This window comes from Microbacterium sp. (assembly GCF_044340635.1).
In the GTDB taxonomy this organism is placed as follows: Bacteria; Actinomycetota; Actinomycetes; order Actinomycetales; family Microbacteriaceae; genus Microbacterium.
The window spans coordinates 1-17,013 of record NZ_JBIITF010000015.1 but is presented as its reverse complement, the minus strand read 5'-3'; the positions used below and the strand labels follow the sequence as shown (position 1 = coordinate 17,013).

The 17,013-nt window shown below is 67.6% G+C and carries 17 protein-coding genes and 1 tRNA gene; 6 read left to right on the top strand and 12 right to left on the bottom strand.

The features are described 5' to 3' along the window. Window positions 1–144 precede the first annotated feature (144 nt). A complete protein-coding gene (locus ACIQ0W_RS12615; RefSeq protein ID WP_396643095.1) occupies window positions 145–783 on the top strand; it encodes a rhomboid family intramembrane serine protease in 639 nt (212 codons plus the stop codon). Between the two features lie 61 nt (window positions 784–844). On the opposite strand, the gene ACIQ0W_RS12610 is transcribed toward ACIQ0W_RS12615, so the two are convergent. Beyond that, the gene (locus ACIQ0W_RS12610; RefSeq protein ID WP_036296787.1) at window positions 845–1,078 is read right to left on the bottom strand and encodes a cell division protein CrgA; all 234 of its coding nucleotides are present in this window, start codon (window positions 1,076–1,078) and stop codon (window positions 845–847) included. Between the two features lie 59 nt (window positions 1,079–1,137). On the opposite strand from ACIQ0W_RS12610, the gene ACIQ0W_RS12605 reads away from it, so the two are divergent. The 3 genes from ACIQ0W_RS12605 to ACIQ0W_RS12595 are packed head-to-tail and all read left to right on the top strand — an operon-like array spanning window position 1,138 to window position 2,782. Beyond that, a complete protein-coding gene (locus ACIQ0W_RS12605) occupies window positions 1,138–1,989 on the top strand; it encodes a class E sortase (RefSeq protein ID WP_396643134.1) in 852 nt (283 codons plus the stop codon). Further along, window positions 1,989–2,144 (top strand): hypothetical protein, encoded by a 156-nt coding sequence (locus ACIQ0W_RS12600; protein ID WP_396643094.1) that lies wholly within the window; start codon window positions 1,989–1,991, stop codon window positions 2,142–2,144. Before ACIQ0W_RS12605 ends, ACIQ0W_RS12600 begins: the two co-directional genes overlap by 1 nt. Then, complete coding sequence (locus ACIQ0W_RS12595; RefSeq protein ID WP_396643093.1) at window positions 2,141–2,782, top strand: anthranilate synthase component II; 642 nt, start codon at window positions 2,141–2,143, stop codon at window positions 2,780–2,782. The genes ACIQ0W_RS12600 and ACIQ0W_RS12595 overlap by 4 nt, the downstream gene beginning before the upstream one ends. 45 nt (window positions 2,783–2,827) lie before the next feature. Here ACIQ0W_RS12595 and pknB read toward each other — a convergent pair whose 3' ends face one another. The 7 genes from pknB to ACIQ0W_RS12560 all read right to left on the bottom strand — a co-directional run bounded on the left by pknB (window position 2,828) and on the right by ACIQ0W_RS12560 (window position 11,817). Continuing rightward, the gene (gene pknB, locus ACIQ0W_RS12590; protein ID WP_396643092.1) at window positions 2,828–4,570 is read right to left on the bottom strand and encodes a Stk1 family PASTA domain-containing Ser/Thr kinase; all 1,743 of its coding nucleotides are present in this window, start codon (window positions 4,568–4,570) and stop codon (window positions 2,828–2,830) included. Window positions 4,571–4,654: 84 nt separating this feature from the next. Further along, the gene (locus ACIQ0W_RS12585; protein ID WP_396643091.1) at window positions 4,655–6,403 is read right to left on the bottom strand and encodes a serine/threonine protein kinase; all 1,749 of its coding nucleotides are present in this window, start codon (window positions 6,401–6,403) and stop codon (window positions 4,655–4,657) included. Beyond that, entirely contained in the window at window positions 6,400–7,857 is a 1,458-nt protein-coding gene (locus ACIQ0W_RS12580; RefSeq protein WP_396643089.1) for a peptidoglycan D,D-transpeptidase FtsI family protein, read from the bottom strand. The genes ACIQ0W_RS12585 and ACIQ0W_RS12580 overlap by 4 nt, the downstream gene beginning before the upstream one ends. Further along, window positions 7,854–9,206 (bottom strand): FtsW/RodA/SpoVE family cell cycle protein, encoded by a 1,353-nt coding sequence (locus ACIQ0W_RS12575; protein WP_396643133.1) that lies wholly within the window; start codon window positions 9,204–9,206, stop codon window positions 7,854–7,856. Before ACIQ0W_RS12575 ends, ACIQ0W_RS12580 begins: the two co-directional genes overlap by 4 nt. Before the next feature lie 50 nt (window positions 9,207–9,256). Then, the gene (locus ACIQ0W_RS12570; protein WP_396643088.1) at window positions 9,257–10,504 is read right to left on the bottom strand and encodes a PP2C family protein-serine/threonine phosphatase; all 1,248 of its coding nucleotides are present in this window, start codon (window positions 10,502–10,504) and stop codon (window positions 9,257–9,259) included. Between the two features lie 3 nt (window positions 10,505–10,507). Further along, the gene (locus ACIQ0W_RS12565) at window positions 10,508–11,077 is read right to left on the bottom strand and encodes an FHA domain-containing protein (protein ID WP_396643087.1); all 570 of its coding nucleotides are present in this window, start codon (window positions 11,075–11,077) and stop codon (window positions 10,508–10,510) included. Then, window positions 11,074–11,817, bottom strand: coding sequence for an FhaA domain-containing protein (locus ACIQ0W_RS12560; protein ID WP_396643086.1), 744 nt, complete (start codon window positions 11,815–11,817; stop codon window positions 11,074–11,076). Before ACIQ0W_RS12560 ends, ACIQ0W_RS12565 begins: the two co-directional genes overlap by 4 nt. 234 nt (window positions 11,818–12,051) lie before the next feature. Between ACIQ0W_RS12560 and ACIQ0W_RS12555 the strand changes: the two genes are divergently transcribed. Then, window positions 12,052–12,138, top strand: a tRNA-Leu gene (locus tag ACIQ0W_RS12555). A gap of 76 nt (window positions 12,139–12,214) precedes the next feature. Here ACIQ0W_RS12555 and ACIQ0W_RS12550 read toward each other — a convergent pair. Then, window positions 12,215–12,859, bottom strand: a complete 645-nt coding sequence (locus tag ACIQ0W_RS12550) for a GntR family transcriptional regulator (protein ID WP_396643085.1) — start codon at window positions 12,857–12,859, stop codon at window positions 12,215–12,217. A 295-nt stretch (window positions 12,860–13,154) separates the two neighbouring features. Here ACIQ0W_RS12550 and ACIQ0W_RS12545 point away from each other — a divergent pair, with 295 nt between their 5' ends. Further along, the gene (locus ACIQ0W_RS12545; protein ID WP_036296657.1) at window positions 13,155–13,361 is read left to right on the top strand and encodes a cold-shock protein; all 207 of its coding nucleotides are present in this window, start codon (window positions 13,155–13,157) and stop codon (window positions 13,359–13,361) included. A gap of 95 nt (window positions 13,362–13,456) precedes the next feature. On the opposite strand, the gene ACIQ0W_RS12540 is transcribed toward ACIQ0W_RS12545, so the two are convergent. The 3 genes from ACIQ0W_RS12540 to nucS are packed head-to-tail and all read right to left on the bottom strand — an operon-like array spanning window position 13,457 to window position 16,971. Further along, window positions 13,457–15,523 (bottom strand): bifunctional lysylphosphatidylglycerol flippase/synthetase MprF, encoded by a 2,067-nt coding sequence (locus ACIQ0W_RS12540; protein ID WP_396643084.1) that lies wholly within the window; start codon window positions 15,521–15,523, stop codon window positions 13,457–13,459. A 36-nt stretch (window positions 15,524–15,559) separates the two neighbouring features. Continuing rightward, window positions 15,560–16,234, bottom strand: a complete 675-nt coding sequence (locus ACIQ0W_RS12535; RefSeq protein ID WP_304690352.1) for an HAD hydrolase-like protein — start codon at window positions 16,232–16,234, stop codon at window positions 15,560–15,562. Between the two features lie 41 nt (window positions 16,235–16,275). After that, window positions 16,276–16,971 carry an endonuclease NucS gene (gene nucS / locus ACIQ0W_RS12530; protein WP_036296648.1) on the bottom strand — a complete coding sequence of 232 codons (696 nt, stop codon included), beginning with the start codon at window positions 16,969–16,971 and terminating at the stop codon, window positions 16,276–16,278. Window positions 16,972–17,013 lie beyond the last annotated feature (42 nt).

The window sequence follows — 17,013 nt, the reverse complement described above, 5'->3', positions numbered from 1 at the left end:
GTGCTCTGTCAGCGCTGTTTGCGCACCATCTGCCCCGAGTGCCAGACACAGGGAGCGGTCGGGGTCATCTGCCCCGAATGTATGAAGGCACAGCGGGCCGATACCCCCACACCTGTGCGCCGCGCGCGAGCGTCCGTTCGCGCGATGAGCGGTCGTCCCTTGGTGACGTACTGGATCGTCGGGGTGACCGTCGCACTATTCGTGCTCGACTACATCCCCGGGCTCGATCTCACGAGCGCGTTCTTCTTCAACAGTGTGTATCTCGTTCCCGACGGCTGGTACGGCTTCCAGCCGTGGCGGCTGCTGACCGACATGCTGGCTCACTCCGGGCTCTGGCACGTCGGGCTGAACATGTTGGCCGTGTGGATGATCGGACGAAGCCTCGAGCCCCTGCTCGGCCATGTCCGTTTTCTCGTTCTCTACGTGCTCGCGGGCCTGGCCGGTTCGGTGGCCGTGGCCCTGCTCGCTCCCGGCACTTCGGTCGTCGGTGCTTCGGGGGCCGTCTTCGGATTGCTCGGCGCGCTGCTCGTGATCGGTCGCCACATCGGCGCGAACATCACGGGCATCCTGATCATCGTCGGCATCAACCTGGTGATCGGTTTCTTGCCGGGCTTCTCGATCTCGTGGCAGGCGCACGTCGGCGGTCTCGCCGCCGGAGCGCTCGCGGGTCTGATCTTCGCGCGAACCCGCCGTGCCGATCAGCGCGGACTGCAGTACGGTCTGCTCGCCGGGCTGGCAGCGGTGCTTCTCGCGCTCTGCGCGGTGCCCGCAGTGATCGGTTGAGAGCCGTTGTCCACAGGGTTCTGCACAGCTGTGGAGAATTACACGCGTGTAAGTAGTGCGCTCAGCGCCAGCGCGTCGTCATCAAAAAGCCGATGAGGGCGATGCCGAAGCCAATGGCCAGGTTCCATGCGCCGATACCGGGAACGGGCAGTGTGCCGTTGCTCAGATAGAAGACGAGAACCCAGGCGAGGCCCAGGAGCATGAAGCCGACCATGACCGGCAGGAACCAAACGGGATTGGGGGCGTCGACGTCGCGACGGGGCGCGCCGGGGTCGACGTCGTCAGATCGGGACATGAGGCCATTGTAGCGGGGAGGCCGCACACAGCACGGTGGCCTAGGATCGGCGCGTGGATATGCGCGAACCGGGGGGACAGCGAGGAGCTGCCGATCCGGCGCGCTCGGAGGCGGCGACGAACTCCGAAGCGGCGGACACACGGCGGGGTCGCGCGCGGCGCGGTCGAAAGATCTCCGTCATCGGAGTCGCCGGCGAATTGCTCCTGACGGCCGGCGTCGTCGTGTTGCTGTTCGTCGGGTGGCAGATGTGGATCGGCGATCAGATCGCGGCGGCCCAGAACAGGGCCGATGCGCTGGCACTCGCCGAAGAGTGGCAGGACTCGCCGCCACCCATCGCGAATCCAGCCCCGTCTGCGCCAGCGGCTTCCGAAGAGCCCGCGGCGCCCGGCACGCCGGTTGAACCCGTGATCGCCCCCGAACCTGGCGATGGCGAGGAGTTCGGCATCATGTACGTCCCCCGCTTCGGCGCAGACTTTGCCGCGCGCATCGGCGGCGGCGTCTCTCGGGCGCGCACCCTCGACACGATCGGAATCGGGCACTACCCGGGCACTCAGATGCCCGGCGAGGTCGGCAACTTCGCCGTTGCCGCGCACCGCACCGGTTTCGGTGGGGCGCCGTTCTACGCGATCGACGAGTTGCGGGTCGGCGATCCGATCATCATCGAAACCCAGGACGGCTGGTACACGTACCGTTTCCGCACGCTCGAGTACGTGCGGCCCTCGGCGGTGGACGTGCTGGCCCCGGTCCCGCAGGACACGCTCACGGGCGCGGGGGGGCGCTACCTGACCATGACGAGCTGTTCACCCAAGCACACGATCGCGGAGCGCATCATCGCGTACTCGGTTTTCGAATCCTTCCAGCCCCGGGCGGACGGGCCACCCGAGGGTGTCCCCGGGGCGGTGGCTTCCTGATGTACGGCGCACTCTGGCGCGTACTGCCCGGTCCGTGGTGGATCCGGACGCTGATCCTGCTCGTGGTTGCGGCGGCGATCGTGTACGCCCTGTTCTTCTACGTCTTCCCCGTTGTCGCGGTCTGGATCACACCCGAAGAGGTCACGGTCCAGTGACCTTCCGGGTGCTCGTCGTCGACAACGATGACAGCTTCGTCTTCACGCTCGTCGACTACCTCACCCAGCTGGGCGCGCGGGTCGAGATCGTCCGGAGTCGGGACGTCCCGGTCGGATCCGTTCGAAAGATCCTGGGTGAGCACGATGCCGTTCTGCTCTCGCCCGGACCGGGTTCGCCGGGCGAGGCCGGCGCCTCCATCGCGATCGTGCGCGCGGCCGAAGCGATGCGGATGCCCCTGCTCGGTGTGTGCCTCGGGCACCAGGCGATCGCCGAGGCCTTCGGGGGCGTCGTGACCACGGCTGCCGAGCTGATGCACGGCAAGACCTCGAGCGTCGTGCACGACGGCACCGGGCTGTTCGAGGGCATCACGGCACCGTTCACGGCGACGCGATATCACTCGCTCGCGGTGCTGGAGGATCCGCTTCCCGTCGAACTGCAGGTGACCGCGCGAACCGACGGCGGCGTGATCATGGCGCTGGAGCATCGCACGGCGCCGCTGCGGGGCGTTCAGTTCCACCCCGAGAGCGTGCTCACCGAGGGTGGCCACCGGCTGCTCGCGAACTGGCTCGCCGAGTCGGGCATGCCCGAGGCTCTCGCCGCGGCGGATGGCAAGCATCCGCTCGTCGGCTCCTCGTAAACGGCCTTTCGCGATCAGGTCGTCGCCGACGACGGGGCGCTCCGGCTACGGCGCGGTGCCCGTGCAGACGGTCAGTGCGATCGTCGAGCCGACCGCGGCTTCGCCCGGCGGAATCGACTGCTGCGTCACGATCTCGGGATCCGTCGCGACACAGCTCGGGTCTTCGATGCGACTCACCGTGAGTTGGATGCTCGGCCCGGTGATGCTGTCGGTCGCCGCCTGCAGGGTGAATCCGACGTAGTTGATGATCGGCACACGTCCGGTCGCCGTCACCAGGTTGACCGTCGACCCGACGATGACGCTCTCGTCCGCGACTGGCGATGACGAGATGACCGTGCCCTCGGCTTTACCGGGCACGCTTCGCGACGTGATCTGCCCGACCCTGAGTCCCGCTGCTTCGATCGCGGCGCGGGCGTCTGCCTCGGACAAGCCCTCGAGAGGCGGGACCGGCGTGGTTTCCGCGCCCGTGGAGACGTACACCGTGACGTCCTGACCCTCGGTGACGCCGACTCCCGCCGCCGGGACGGTGCGAACGACCGAACCCTCGGCGACGGTGTCGCTCGCCTCATCTCGGCGCACCGCATTCAGGTCTGCTTCGGCAAGGGCGCTGTTGGCAGCCTCGTAGGTTTGACCGATCACGGACGGTACGACGCGTGCCGTCGTGGGAACGTCCGACTGCGGCTGGATCGTGACGATCCAGAAGAAGAGCGAGATGATCACCACGGCGAGCACGGCAACCCCGGTCCAGATCCAGGCCGCGGGTGGCCCGCTCTGCGTGCGGGCCATCGTTTCGTCGGTGCTCAACTGACGCAGCGAACGTGCGGTCTCGGCCGCCTGGCGCGGGTTCGCACCATACAGCTCGGTGGTCAGTGCGCCGAGCTGACGCTTGCTGGGGGCGGCGCCGCCGACGGCCGCCGACAGGGCGCTGCGGAACTGCTCGGCGGATTGATACCGCTGGAACGGATCCTTCGCGAGTGCGCGCAGCACGACGGCGTCGAGCGCGCGTGAGACGTCGGGGTTGAGCTCGGACGGAGCATCCGGTGTCTCGCTCACGTGCTGGTAGGCCACCGCGACCGGGGACTCGCCCCGGAACGGGGCGCGACCGGTGAGGAGCTCGAACAGCACGACGCCCGTCGAGTACAGGTCGGCTCGGCCGTCGACGGCTTCACCCTTGGCCTGCTCGGGAGAGAAGTACGCTGCCGTTCCGAGGATCGCGGTCGTGTCGGCGACGGTGGACGAAGAATCCGAAACCGCGCGCGCGATGCCGAAGTCCATCACCTTGACCTGTCCGACCCCGGAGGGGTCGCCTGCGCTGAGCCCTGTCGAAGCGTCCGTGATCATCACGTTGCCGGGCTTGATGTCGCGGTGCACGACGCCCGCGCGGTGCGAATACTCCAGCGCCTCGAGGATCCCGTCGACGTAGCGGACGGCGTCGGCTTCGGGCACCGGCCCGGCGTCGATGACGTCCTTCAGAAGGGCACCCTCGACGAGTTCCATCACGATGTAGGGGACGGGATGCGTCGTCCCATCCGGGTCGCGCTCGGTCTCTTCTCCGGCATCGAACACGCGCACGATCGTAGGGTTCGCCATCCGGGACGCCGCCTGGGCCTCGAGGCGGAATCGCGTGCGGAACGCCGCGTCGTCTGCCAGCTCGCGCTTCAGCACCTTGATCGCGATCGCGCGCCCGAGTGTCAGATCGTACCCACGGTAGACCGAAGCCATTCCCCCACGACCGACGAGCTCGTCGATGCGATATCGACCGGACAGCACGCGTGGCTCATTCGTCACGGGGTACTCCTCGTCGATGGGGAAGGGGGACTTCCTAGCCTAGGTGGCGGCTATGGATCGGATGGCTCGACGCGACGTAGCGGATCAGGGCGCGGGGGGAGTCGGCGTGGCGGCGGCCGCGGTGATCGTCGCCGCGGCTTCCGGTGAATCGGGGGAGTTCCGGTCGCCGCCCGGTCCGCCCGTGCACGTCACCGTGTACTTGACGATGAGCGATTGCCCGGCGTTCTCGCTGACCTCGATCGGCGCGGTCCGCTGGTTGGCGGCGATCACGATCGACGACTGTCCGTTCGAGAACAGGCCGTTCGAGGCCGTCAGGTTGTACGAGAGCACAGAGCCGGTGCCGGCGGCGCAGCTGTACCCCGACCACTGGACGTCGACGGTGTCACCCGCGGTGACCGTCGTGACGGGGGTTCCGCCGTCCTGGATCGTCGGAGCGCCGGGGGTGGTCATCGGCGTGACCGAGGCGTACCGGGTCAGCTCGATGGTTGTGCCCTGGGCGACGTTGGGGCCGGAGGGGTTCACGTCGTAGACGAGCCCCACTTCATCCTCGGTCGTCGCCGCGTTGCCGTCGGCGCACGAGGAGTTCATGCCGGCATCCGTCAGTATCTGACGCGCCGCCTCGCACTCCTGGCCGACGAGATCGAGTGCATCCACATCCACTGTCGTGGGTGTCGGGGCGGGTTCGGTCGACGAGGTGGACGGAGTCGGCGCTGTCGACGTGGGGGAGCCCGTCGGATCCGCGCCGCCGCCCTGGTTCGCCAACAGCGCCCATACGGCACCGCCGAGCACGAGCAGCAGCAGGACGATCAGGGCGACCAGCGGCCAGGTCCACGGGCTGCGCTTACGCGGCGGTGCTTCGTCGATCGTTGTCGCCGTGGCTCCCGTGGCATCGCCCGGCGTGAGAAGACGCGTGGCGGCGTCGAGCGGGGCCGCCGAGGTCAGCAGCTGCGTCGCGTCGTCCGTGGCGGCGACACCGGTCGCGATGGCGGGAATCGCGGCAGCGGCGGCCGCGATGTCTCCGCGACGCAGCGCGGTTGCCGCACGCGCGACGACCGCGGTGGAGCTCGGGCGATCGTCGGGCTTCTTCGCGATCATGGCGAAAACGAGGTTCTGCACCGGAACCGCGACGGTCGGCGGCAGCGGCGGGGGCTGCTCGTTGATCTGCGCCATTGCGATCGCGACCTGCGACTCGCCCGTGAAGGGACGCTTGCCGGCCAGGCACTCGTACGCGACGATGCCGAGCGAGTAGACGTCGGTCGCGGCCGAGGCGGGGTGGCCCGAGGCCTGCTCGGGCGAGAGGTACTGCACGGTTCCCATGACCTGGCCGGTGGCCGTCAGGGGCACCTGGTCGGCGATGCGCGCGATGCCGAAGTCGGTGATCTTCACGCGTCCGTCGGGCGTGATCAGCAGGTTGCCCGGCTTGATGTCGCGGTGCACCAGGCCGGCCGCGTGTGCGGCCTGGAGAGCAGCGGATGTCTGCGCGACGATGTCGAGCGTCTTGTCGGTCGACAGAGTGCCGTCGCGCTCGAGGATCGTCGACAGGGCTTCGCCCGGGACAAGTTCCATGACCAGGAAGGCGCTGCCGTTCTCTTCGCCGTAGTCGAACACGCTGGCGATGCCCTCGTGGTTGACCAGGGCGGCGTGGCGAGCCTCGGCGCGGAAGCGCTCGAGGAAGCCGGGGTCGCCCATGTACTCGTCTTTGAGGATCTTGATCGCGACTGTCCGGCCGATGACGTGGTCGGTGGCCTCCCAGACCTCGCCCATGCCACCGATCGCGATGCGCGAGATCAGTTCGTAGCGGCCGCCGAAGGACACTCCCTGTGTGGGTCTCATCGCTCCAGCACCGCCTCCATGACCGCCTTGCCGATCGGGGCCGCGAGCAGATTCGATCCGCCTTGCTGGCCTCGTCCTGCGCCGTTCTCCAGCACAACCGCGACCGCTACCTGCGGGTCATCCGCGGGCGCGAAGCCCGTGAACCAGAGGGTGTACGGAGCGGTCGCACCGTTCTCCGCCGTACCGGTTTTTCCGGCCACCTCTACGCCGTCTATTCTTGCACCCGACGCCACGCCGTTCTGGACATTCGCCACCATCATCTGGGTCATGGTCGCTGCATCCTCTTCGCTCAGGGCACGTTCGAACTCTTCGTTGTCGAAGGTCTGTTGCACCGACAGATCGGGGCCGATCACGCGGTCGACCATGCGGGGGTTCATCACGACGCCCTGGTTCGCGATTCCGGCCGAGACCATCGCGATCTGCAGCGGGGTCGCGCGGACATCGCCCTGGCCGAAGCCCGACAGTGCGGTCTGCGCGTCGTCGAGTGCCCGCGGGTACGTCGATGCGGTCGACTCGAGCGGCATCATGAACGACGCGTTGAAGCCGTACTTCTCGGCCTCTTCGCGGATCGCACTGTCGCCCAGTTCGACCGCGAGTTGGGCCATCGGGATGTTGCACGAGAGGCGGAGTGCGTCAGCCAACGTGACCGATTCGCCCGGCCCGCACGTACCGCCACCGGAGTTGTTGATGAAGTCGGACGATCCCGGCAGTTGCCACTGAGCGGGGTTCGCGAAGGTCGATTCGGGTGTGTAGCGACCCGAAGACAGCGCCGCCGATGCGACGACGAGCTTGAAGGTCGAACCCGGGGGGTTCAGAGTTCCCGCGATGGCACGGTTCGACAGGGGACGCAGGGGGTCCGCTTCGAGCGCCGCGTACGCGTCGTTGACCTCGGACGAGCTGTGAGCGGCGAGCAGGTTGGTGTCGAAACTCGGGGTCGTGACCATCGCGAGGACGCGACCGGTGGTCGGCTCGATCGCGATCACCGCGCCCTCATAGCCCTGCAGGGCGTCCCAGGCGGCCTGTTGCGCGCGCGGAAGAAAGCTCGTGGCGACGTTCGAGCCCTGCGGCTTCTGACCCGTGATGATCTGATCGAGGCGCTGCAGGAACTGCGATCCGGACGTGCCGCTGAGATCCTGATTCATCGCGCTCTCGAGCCCGGTTCGGGAGTTCAGCAGGGGGTTGATGTATCCCGTGACGGGGGCCCACATCGCCGCATCTGTGTAGATCCGCTGGAACGAGTAGATGTCATCCGAAGGCACGGAGTAGGCGATGGCCGCACCATCCGCGATGATCGCCCCGCGCTGCACCTGGTAGGCGTCGTACAGTGCACGCGTGTTCGCGGGGTTCTCGGCCAGAGTGTCGACCTGGACGACCTGGATCCAGCTGGTTGCGCCGAACAGCGCGAGGAACATGGCGAGCATGACGACGGATAGGCGGCGGAGTTCTTTGTTCATCCGATGACCACCCGGGGACGTGAGCGCACGGCGTCCGAGACGCGCAAGAAGAGAGCCACGATGAGCCAGTTCGCGACGAGCGACGAACCACCGGCAGCGAGGAACGGCGTCGTCAGCCCCGTCAGCGGGATCAAGCGGGTCACTCCGCCGACCATGATGAAGACCTGCAGGGCGATCGTGAATGCCAAGCCGGTCGCGAGGAGCTTGCCGAAGTCATCCTGGCCGGCGAGTCCGATCCGGATGCCTCGGCTGACGAAGAGCATGTACAGGCACAGGATCGCGAAGACACCGATGAGCCCGAGCTCTTCGCCGAGGCTCGGGACGATGTAGTCGCTCTGCGACAGCGGCGTCAGATAAGGACGGCCCTGGCCGAGACCCGTACCGATCAGGCCGCCCTGCGCGAGGCCGAAGATGCCCTCGACGAGCTGGTAGCTCCCCCCCGTGCGTTCGATGACCTCGGGATCGAAGGCGTGCCACCAGGCCGAGATGCGCGACCCGACGTACGTCATGACCTGTGAGGCGATGAACACGCCGGCAAAAGCCAGCCCCAGCCCGATCACGACCCAGCTGGTGCGGCCCGTCGCGGTGTAGAGCATCGCGATGAACATGCCGAAGATCAGCACCCCCGTGCCGAGATCTCGTTGCAGCACGATGATCGCGAGCGAGACGACCCAGATGATCAGCAGGGGCCCGATCTCGCGCGCGCGCGGCCAGGTCATGCCGAGAAAACGGTGGCCGGTCGATGTGAGGCTCTCGCGCGTACGGACGAGGTAGCCGGCGAAGAAGATCGCCAGGGCGATCTTGGCCAGCTCGGCGGGCTGAAAACTGAAGAAGCCACCGATCGAGACCCACACCGCCGCGCCCGTGCCTTCCCGGGCCAAGCCGGGGATTGCCGGAAGGAGCAGCAGGACGAGCCCGACGAAACCCGAGACGTAGGTGTAGCGGAACAGCACCCGATAGTTGCGCAACAGGATGACGACGGCTACGGCGCCGGCCACGGCGATGCCGGTCCAGGCGATCTGGCGGGTGGATGCGCCATCCCAGCCCTCGGCGTCGATGGCGATATCGATGCGGTAGATCATCGCGAGACCGAGGCCCGTGAGGGTCGTCGCAATCGGTACGACGATCGGATCGGCGTTGGGCGCCCGGAATCGCAGCACGATGTGCAGCGTCAGCACCAAGACGGCGAGGCCTCCGAAGTAGTACAGGATCGTCCACTCGATCCCACCGAGCGCGCCGAGCTGCACGAGGGCGACGGCGGACCCGCTCACCGCGAAGGCCAGCAGCAGCAGTCCGAGCTCGCGATTGCGCTGCGTCTGCGGCAATCGCAGCGTGCGGAGGGCCTTCATGACGGTCGTGTCGGCCTTGAGTTCAGCGGTGTCGCCCTGCTTGGTCGAGGTCACGGATTCGCCCCCGATGGCTCGGTCGTGGCGCGCAGGCGTTCGACGATCTCACGCGCCTCGGTCAGCGACCCCGCCGAAACGGTCGATTCGACCGCCTGTCGCGTGAATTCGTCCAGGTCGTCGAGGTCGATGCCGGTCTCTTCGTAGACCTCCGACAGCGAGATCGGACCGATGTCCTGCTGAATACCGCGATAGACGACGACCATCTCTTGATCGGCACCGACGAAGAACCGGGTCTGCGTCCATGAATAGGCCAGGAACGCGCCGGCGACGAGAAGCGCGGCCACGACCACAGCTCCGACGATCCATCCCACACGGCGCCGACGAGCACGGCGACGGTCTTCTTCTATGAGTTCTTCGAGGAACTCGGCTGCCGGCTCGAAGTGCGTCGGCTCGTTCGCGGCCTGACGGTTGGGGTGCAGCCAGCTGCTGCGACCCGGGCGCGCGGCGGGGACATCGAAGTCGAGCGGGGTCGACGCCGAGCCGACGATGGTCGGTGTTCCCACCACGACGGGATGCGAGCCGCCGACGTCGACGATGACGATCGTAACGTTGTCGGGTGCGCCGGCGTCGAGGGCCTGCTTCAGCAGCACGTCGGCGGTGCGCTGGGGCGTGAGTCCCTGCGCGAGAGCCTTCTCCGTGTGGGGATCGTCGACAACCCCCGAGAGGCCGTCCGAACACAGCAGCCAACGGTCGCCCGGCTGCGTCGCCATGATGAACGTGTCGACGTCGGGGTGGGCGTCCATGTCGCCGAGCACACGCATCAGCACCGAGCGCCGGGGGTGGAAGCGCGCTTCCTCGACGGTGATGCGGCCCGAATCGACAAGGCGCTGCACGAAGGTGTGGTCGGTCGTGATCTGTGTGAGCTGATCGTCGCGGAAGAGGTAGATGCGCGAGTCACCGATGTGGGCGATGACCGCGTGGTCGTCGATCATCAAGAGGGCACTCACCGTGGTGCCGAGCCCGGAGAGCTCGGGCCGCTGCTCGACCGTATCGATCAGCGCGGATGCCGTTTCGGTGATCGTGTCGCGCAGTACACGCTCGGCCTCGGCCGTGCTCGCGAAGGGCCGATCGAGGTCTTCGAGGTGACGGATCGCGATCGACGACGCGACATCACCGCCCGCGTGACCACCCATGCCGTCGGCGACGACATAGAGGTTGGACCCGGAATAACCCGAGTCCTGGTTGTTGGAGCGGACCTTGCCCGTATGGGACAGAGCCGCCGCGGAACCCTCGAAGACCATCAACTACTTCCGCAACTCGAATGTGGTTGCGCCGACCTTGATCGGCGCGCCGATCGTCACCGGAGTGGGTGCCTGCACGCGGGCGCCGTCGTGCCAGGTGCCGTTCGTCGAATCGAGGTCCTGAATCATCCACTGCTCGCCCCACAGCACCAGGCGCGCGTGATGACTGGAGGTGTAATCGTCGCGGATGACCAGGCCCGACTCGCTCGAGCGGCCGATCGTGAGCGGTTCGTTCGTCAGGGGGAGTTCGAGCCCGGCTTTCGGCCCCGAGGTGATGACGATGCGTTGGACCGATTCGGTCGTCGCCGCGCCGCCCTTCTTCCCGGGACGGGAGGGCGCGGGGGCTGCCGCCGGGGCGGGTGCCGATGGCGCGGGTGGTGCGGGTGGTGGTACCTGCGCCGTGGCGGAAGCGGCCGCTCCTGCGGAGCCTGCGGCTTCACCGGCGGGCTCAGGCATCCGTCGCACGCGCACGCCGAAGAGATCGGCGCGCATCGAGTAGACGACGACGAAGACGAAGGTCCACAGCAAGAGCAGGAAGCCGATCCGCAGCAGAAGGAGGGTGAGCTCGCTCATCGCGCCCCGTTTCCGCCCAGCGCGTCGAACGCACGGGTCACATCGGCGGGCGGTGGTGGCGGAGGCTTGGGGGGTCGCGCCTGCGCGACGACCCGGAACACGATGTCGGTGCGTCCGATCCGAATCGTCGAGTCCGGCTCGAGCGCGGCCTGCGTGACGCGCTGGCCATTGAGCGAAGACCCGTTGGTCGATCCGAGATCGCGGACCATGGCGCGCTCGCCGTCCCACAAGATCTCGACGTGCTTCCGGCTTGTGCCGGCATCCGGGATCGTGATGTCGGCGTCGCTGCCCCGGCCGATCACGGTTCGACTCGAGGTGAGGGGGTGACGCTTGCCGTCGATATCGACGACGGCGCGCCACGAAACGCGGCCTTCTTCGGTCGTAGAGCTGACGCGCAGCGTTCCCGCCGCGAGATTCGGGTCGACGCCGAGTCGGATGCTGACGGCACCCGCGAACGAGTAGCCCTGTGCCTTCGCGTGCTTCTGAACGAGCGTGTCGAGCTCGGTCAGCAACGTGTCGCCGAGCGCCGCCATCTTGGCGTGGTCGTCGGGCGAGAGCTCGACGATGAAGGTGTTGGGCGCGAGGATGCGGTCGCGGCTGACGACCGCGGCCTTCTTGTCGAGCTCGCCGCGCAGGGCGGAGGCAATCTCAACGGGTTGGATGCCGCTGCGAAAGGTGCGCGCGAAAGCGCCGTTTACGGCGCGCTCGAGACCCTTCTCGAAGCTGTCAAGTAGACCCACGGGGCTCCTCAGGCGGGGCGGATGGTAGGCCCATCGTAGTCAGGGAGCCTGGATAGGCCCCGACGATCCACGAGTTGTGCGAGATGCCGTTGTTCCTCGCGGCAGGAGATCGGCGCGAGATGAGGACTCCGCTGCGTTCGAAGTCCTCCTTGGCCCCCGACATCCTCGTCTCGCGCCGCCGCGCACCCGTGATATTCTCGGCAGGTTGAGTTTTGGGGCGTTCGTCCCAGATTCGCGCGAGTGGCGGAATAGGCAGACGCGCTGGCTTCAGGTGCCAGTGCCCGAAAGGGCGTGGGGGTTCAACTCCCCCCTCGCGCACCAGAGATATCTCGACGTTCGAGACATCCGGTGTCGCAACTGGCCCAGGATCCTTCGGGATTACTGGGCCAGAGTCATGTCACGCGAGCGGATGCTGCTCGCGCACGATCCGCTCGGCCTCGTCCGCGTCGCGCGCCAGGAACGCTTCGCGCAGGCGCACGAACGACTCGGCTCGCAGAATCGGATCATCGGGGTGCGGTGTCCACCCGACGAGGAGGCGCGCGACGGGCAGGTGGATCTCGCGGAGCGTCTGGATGAGCATCCGGTTTCGCGAGACGTGCGTGATTCGGCGGAACAGCGCGACCATGAGCGTCGACAGCTCACGCGGATCGGCGTCGGATGCGGCGACCGCGACCTGATCAAGGATTGCGCTGATCTCGGCGAGCTCCTCGTCGGTAGCGCGCATCACTGCGAGACGAGCGGCGACTCCGCTCAGCTGACCGATGTACTCGATCGCCTCCGCGCGGCTGGAATCGTCGGGGGTCGTGACGCGGGTGTAGCGATGCGCCGCGACCTCCAGCAGACCTTGACTGGCGAGGCGTTGGATGGCCTCGCGCACCGGCGTGCGGGAAATCCCGTAGAGGTCGGCGATCTCGACATCGCGAATGCGCTCGCCGGGGGCCAGGCGACCGTCGAGAATAGCGCGCGCGAGCAAGGCGTAGACGTCGTCGGCCAGCGCGGAACCGCTGGCCTCCAGACGCTCAGCGGGTGCGTCAAGGGGCATTTCGGGTGCCTTTTTCGGGTAAGGCACGGCGGAAACCCGCCGCTCGAATATTGCGAGACATCTTACGCACGGGTTGCTAGGAACCGGCAGTGAGGGCCTCCCCCTTTGCGGAAGCAGGGCCCGCGAGAGAGTTCCCGTGATCACGTTCGGGCAACGTTTGTGTCTCCTTCTTTCGAAGGCATTGCGCGATGTTGCCCTGGTCGGGGTAGCGTGGTAACACAACCCCGCGGATCTTCGGACTCGCGGACTATACCCGCGTGGCTCCGGCTAGCGCGGCTGAAGAGAATGGCAAGGCATGTCTAGCACGGGAACCGTCAAGTGGTTCAACGCCGAAAAGGGTTTCGGCTTCATCGCCCCCGATGAGGGTGGCGCCGACGTCTTCGCGCACTACACCGCTATCCAGGCGGGCGGCTACCGCTCGCTCGAGGAGAACCAGCGCGTGGAGTTCGAGACGGCTCAGGGCCCGAAGGGTCTGCAGGCCGAGAACATCCGCCCCGTCTAAGGGCGAATCACACAAGGACGCACTCCGGAGCTCACGCTCTGGGGTGCGTTCTGCTTTTCCGGTGCGCCACGTCATCGCGACACCGCGCCTCGTCGTCAGTTGTGGCGCAGCATGTCGACTCCGGCCGCGGCGAACTGGCGCAGGGTCGCGTCCGGCAGGAACGCTCGCGTGAGCCCCGCCGCGATCCGGGTCAGGTCGCCCTCGTCCCGGTAGAGCAGATAGATGGGCTCGTACCGCGGATTGAACTTCGTCTTGAAGCGGTGCAGCGACCGGAATCCGTAGACGGGCTCGAGTGCGCTCGACAGCGAGCCCAGCAACTGCGCGATCGCGCCCTCATCCGGCGTCACCTCGTGCGCGAGAGGGGCGCCCGACAGTGAAAGCGTCAGCGCGCCCTCGGCCGCGAAGTCCCGCGCAGACGATCCGATCAAGAACTCCATGACCGGGCCGAAGCCGCCCTCGCGTCGACGCATGAGGTCCAGGGTCCAGCCGTGGATGACGCCGCCGGGACCGTAGACCGGAAGCCACGACAGGAAGCCGTCGACGTCGCCATTCGGTGCGATCGCGAGAGCCAGGCGCACGTCGAGATCCTCGGCCTCTTGCAGGGTGCCGAGCGTGAACCGCATCTCGGGCAGGCCCTTGTCTCCCACCCACGACTCCGAGATCGCGCGCAACTGCTGGCGCACGCCCCAGGGCTCCTCGGCCAGAGTGGTGAGGCGGAAGGTCATGCCGTCGCGCTCGCCGCGGTTGAGGGCCTGACGCACATACGACCACGCCTTGCCGGTGAACTCGAGCCCCGGCAGATCGACGATCGTGTCATCCGCGATGACCAGGGCGCGCCATCCGTCCGGCATGGCATCGCGGGTGACCTGGCTGCAGCTAAAGAAGCACGGGATGAGTCCCTGCCCCTCCGTCGTGCGGACGAACGCGCTCACCGATTCGGGGACGGATGCCGCGGGCCCGAGCGGATCGGCGAGCGCGATCGCGACCCCGAGCCGCGGCTGGAAGGCGACCATGCCGTCGCCGGTGCGGAGGTACCGCAGCCCGTCCCACGTCGCCATCCACGAGAGGTTGCCGCCGCCCTCGGCGCGGATCAGCGCGCGGACGTCGTCGGTCGACACTGTGGACCCCTCGCCGATCCGTCGGCGGCGGGTCGCCCGGAATGCCCGACGGACGATGATCAGGTAGACGAAGAACAGCGCCCACAGCAGCGAGGTGGCGAGTGCGACATCCGGATCGCCGTAGACGTCATTGACCTCGGCGGGGAAGAGCGCGAACAGGGCGATGATCGCGGCGGCGACCAACAGATTCACTCCCGCCCACAGGACGGTCAGTATCCACGCCCACCGGCGGCCGAGACGGAGCCCTCGCGACACCAGGAGCACCACGACCGTGTCGATCGCCACGTCGAGCCAGGGCCCGTCGAGCGGCGCGGTCGGCCCGAACGGCCCGTTCGTGGGAAGGAGCAGTGACAGGATCTGTATGACCGCGAGCGAGAGGATCACGGCGAACGCCAGCAGCCGCTGCTCGCGAACCGTGGTGCGCTGGATGCGGAACGAACGATCGATCACGAGGACCAGAGTGATCGCGAAGGCGTGCTCGACATCGGCGAGGGAACCGAGCAACAACAGGCTGATCGCCGCGTAGGCGAAGACGATGACCCAGCCGCGCTGACGCCACGGCGCCGCGAGCAGACCGATCGAGGCCGCGATGCAGGCCATCGTTCCGCCGGACGCGCCGACATCGAGCTGCCCCGCGAGGGTTATCGCCCACGGCCAGGGGAGGAGGCGGCCGAACATCAGGAACGCCGCCGTGGCGAAGATCGCGAAGAGCTGACCGAAACCGAAGTACAGCAGCGCGATTCGTGTTCCCCGCTTCATCTCCAAGAATCCGAGGCCGGCCAGGCTCAAGAGTGTGGGAATGTAGACGACGGGATGCGCGACGAAGAACGTGCCCGTGAAGGGTGTCCACCACCGACCCGCTTCGAGCGCGGGCAGACCGTACGCGACCGCCTCGAACCAGGGCTGTTCGGTGACCGGGCGCCAGAGACCCTGCCCGACGATGCCGACCACGACGATCAACACCAGCAGCGTCAGCGTCGCGGGCATGGCGCGGACGAGGCGCCCGAACAAGCGTGCCGGATGCGGGGGTGTCGGGTCGCTCACGCTGTCAGGCTAGCGAGGGATGCCCGCCGCCGGGCCCTACGCGCCGGGAAGCAGCAGCGCGCGAAGGGCGTCCATGTCGTCCGCCACGGCGGAGGCGCCCTCCGACTCGTGCGGCCAACTGAAGCCCCAGCGCACGAAGATGACCGGCACATCGTGAACCGCGCCGCCGTCGACGTCGTGATGCCGGTCGCCGATGAGGACCGGTCGAGACGTATCGACTCCCGCGGCCTCGAGCCGGCGCAGGGCCTCCGCGATGATGTCGGACTTGGCGCTCAGCGTCCGCTCGTCAGGGGTTGCGCCCACGATGGTGGTGAAGTCATCCGTCAGCCCGAAGAACTGCATCAGCTCTTTCACCTGGTTCTCGGGCTTGCTGCTCGCGGTCGCCTGGGGAACTCCGTCGCGATGCAGATCGTGGATCAGGTCGACGATGCCCGGGAAGGTGCGCGCACCCGTCGTGTAGCCGTCGCGGGCCCCGAGTTCGCGGTACCACGAGACCGCCGTCGTCGCCTCTTCCGGCGACATTCCGGCCTGGGCCTGGAACGACTCGAACATCGGCGGGCCGATCCAGTGCACCAGTTCGGCGCGGGTCGGCGCGGGTCGGCCGAAGTGCTCGAGCGTGATGGTCAGTCGGCGCAGGATACCGTCCGAGGCATCCACGATCGTTCCATCGACATCCCAGAGGATGCAGGACCAGGGGCAGATGTCGGGCATGGGATCCAGCCTACGGGGAGCCGCGGAGCACCCTGACGCGCTCAGAAGAGGCGGGGGACCCCCGATTCGATGCCCTTCATGTCGTCGTAGTCCAGGGTGACGCAGCGGATGCCTCGGTCTGTCGCCAGCACGCGAGCCTGCGGCTTGATCTCCTGCGCCGCGAAGACCCCCGTCACCGGTGCCAGGTGGGGGTCGCGACCCAGCAGCGCGAGGTAGCGGGTGAGCTGCTCCACGCCGTCGATGTCGCCCCGTCGCTTGACCTCGACCGCGATGGTCCCGCCGGCGGGGTCGCGCAGAAGCAGGTCGACCGGCCCGATCGCGGTGGGGAACTCGCGTCGCACCAGCGTGACGCCGTCACCGATGAGTTCGACCTGCTCGGCGAGCAGACGCTGCAGGTCGGCCTCCACACCATCCTTCTGCAGTCCGGGATCGGCGCCGAGCTCGTGCGAGGTGTCGTGGATGATCTCGTAGATGTTGACCAGCAGGGCATCGCCCGACTTCGCGTGCGTGACACGCCACTGCTCGATGACACCGGCTTCACGGGCATCGTCGCCCGGTTGCTGCGAGACCAGGGAGCACGGCGGGCTCATCCAGTTGAGCGGCTTGTAGCTGCCGCCATCCGAGTGCACCAGCAGGCTCCCGTCGCTCTTGTGGACGAGAAGACGGGTGGCGAGGGGAAGGTGCGCGCTGAGACGGCCGGAGTAATCGACGGAGCAGCGGGCGATGACGAGACGCACCCGTCCACGCTACCCGGCGGTGCCACCGTGCCTCACCACGAC

What these genes read in the sequence shown, in the direction of transcription:
- ACIQ0W_RS12610 (WP_036296787.1), bottom strand. Translation starts at nt 1,078, where the DNA reads ATGTCCCGATCTGACGACGTCGACCCCGGCGCGCCCCGTCGCGACGTC.
- ACIQ0W_RS12580 (WP_396643089.1), bottom strand. Translation starts at nt 7,857, where the DNA reads ATGAACAAAGAACTCCGCCGCCTATCCGTCGTCATGCTCGCCATGTTC.
- ACIQ0W_RS12575 (WP_396643133.1), bottom strand. Translation starts at nt 9,206, where the DNA reads ATGAAGGCCCTCCGCACGCTGCGATTGCCGCAGACGCAGCGCAATCGC.
- ACIQ0W_RS12585 (WP_396643091.1), bottom strand. Translation starts at nt 6,403, where the DNA reads ATGAGACCCACACAGGGAGTGTCCTTCGGCGGCCGCTACGAACTGATC.
- ACIQ0W_RS12545 (WP_036296657.1), top strand. Translation starts at nt 13,155, where the DNA reads ATGTCTAGCACGGGAACCGTCAAGTGGTTCAACGCCGAAAAGGGTTTC.
- ACIQ0W_RS12535 (WP_304690352.1), bottom strand. Translation starts at nt 16,234, where the DNA reads ATGCCCGACATCTGCCCCTGGTCCTGCATCCTCTGGGATGTCGATGGA.
- ACIQ0W_RS12605 (WP_396643134.1), top strand. Translation starts at nt 1,138, where the DNA reads ATGCGCGAACCGGGGGGACAGCGAGGAGCTGCCGATCCGGCGCGCTCG.
- ACIQ0W_RS12615 (WP_396643095.1), top strand. Translation starts at nt 145, where the DNA reads ATGAGCGGTCGTCCCTTGGTGACGTACTGGATCGTCGGGGTGACCGTC.
- ACIQ0W_RS12570 (WP_396643088.1), bottom strand. Translation starts at nt 10,504, where the DNA reads ATGGTCTTCGAGGGTTCCGCGGCGGCTCTGTCCCATACGGGCAAGGTC.
- ACIQ0W_RS12550 (WP_396643085.1), bottom strand. Translation starts at nt 12,859, where the DNA reads ATGCCCCTTGACGCACCCGCTGAGCGTCTGGAGGCCAGCGGTTCCGCG.
- ACIQ0W_RS12565 (WP_396643087.1), bottom strand. Translation starts at nt 11,077, where the DNA reads ATGAGCGAGCTCACCCTCCTTCTGCTGCGGATCGGCTTCCTGCTCTTG.
- ACIQ0W_RS12600 (WP_396643094.1), top strand. Translation starts at nt 1,989, where the DNA reads ATGTACGGCGCACTCTGGCGCGTACTGCCCGGTCCGTGGTGGATCCGG.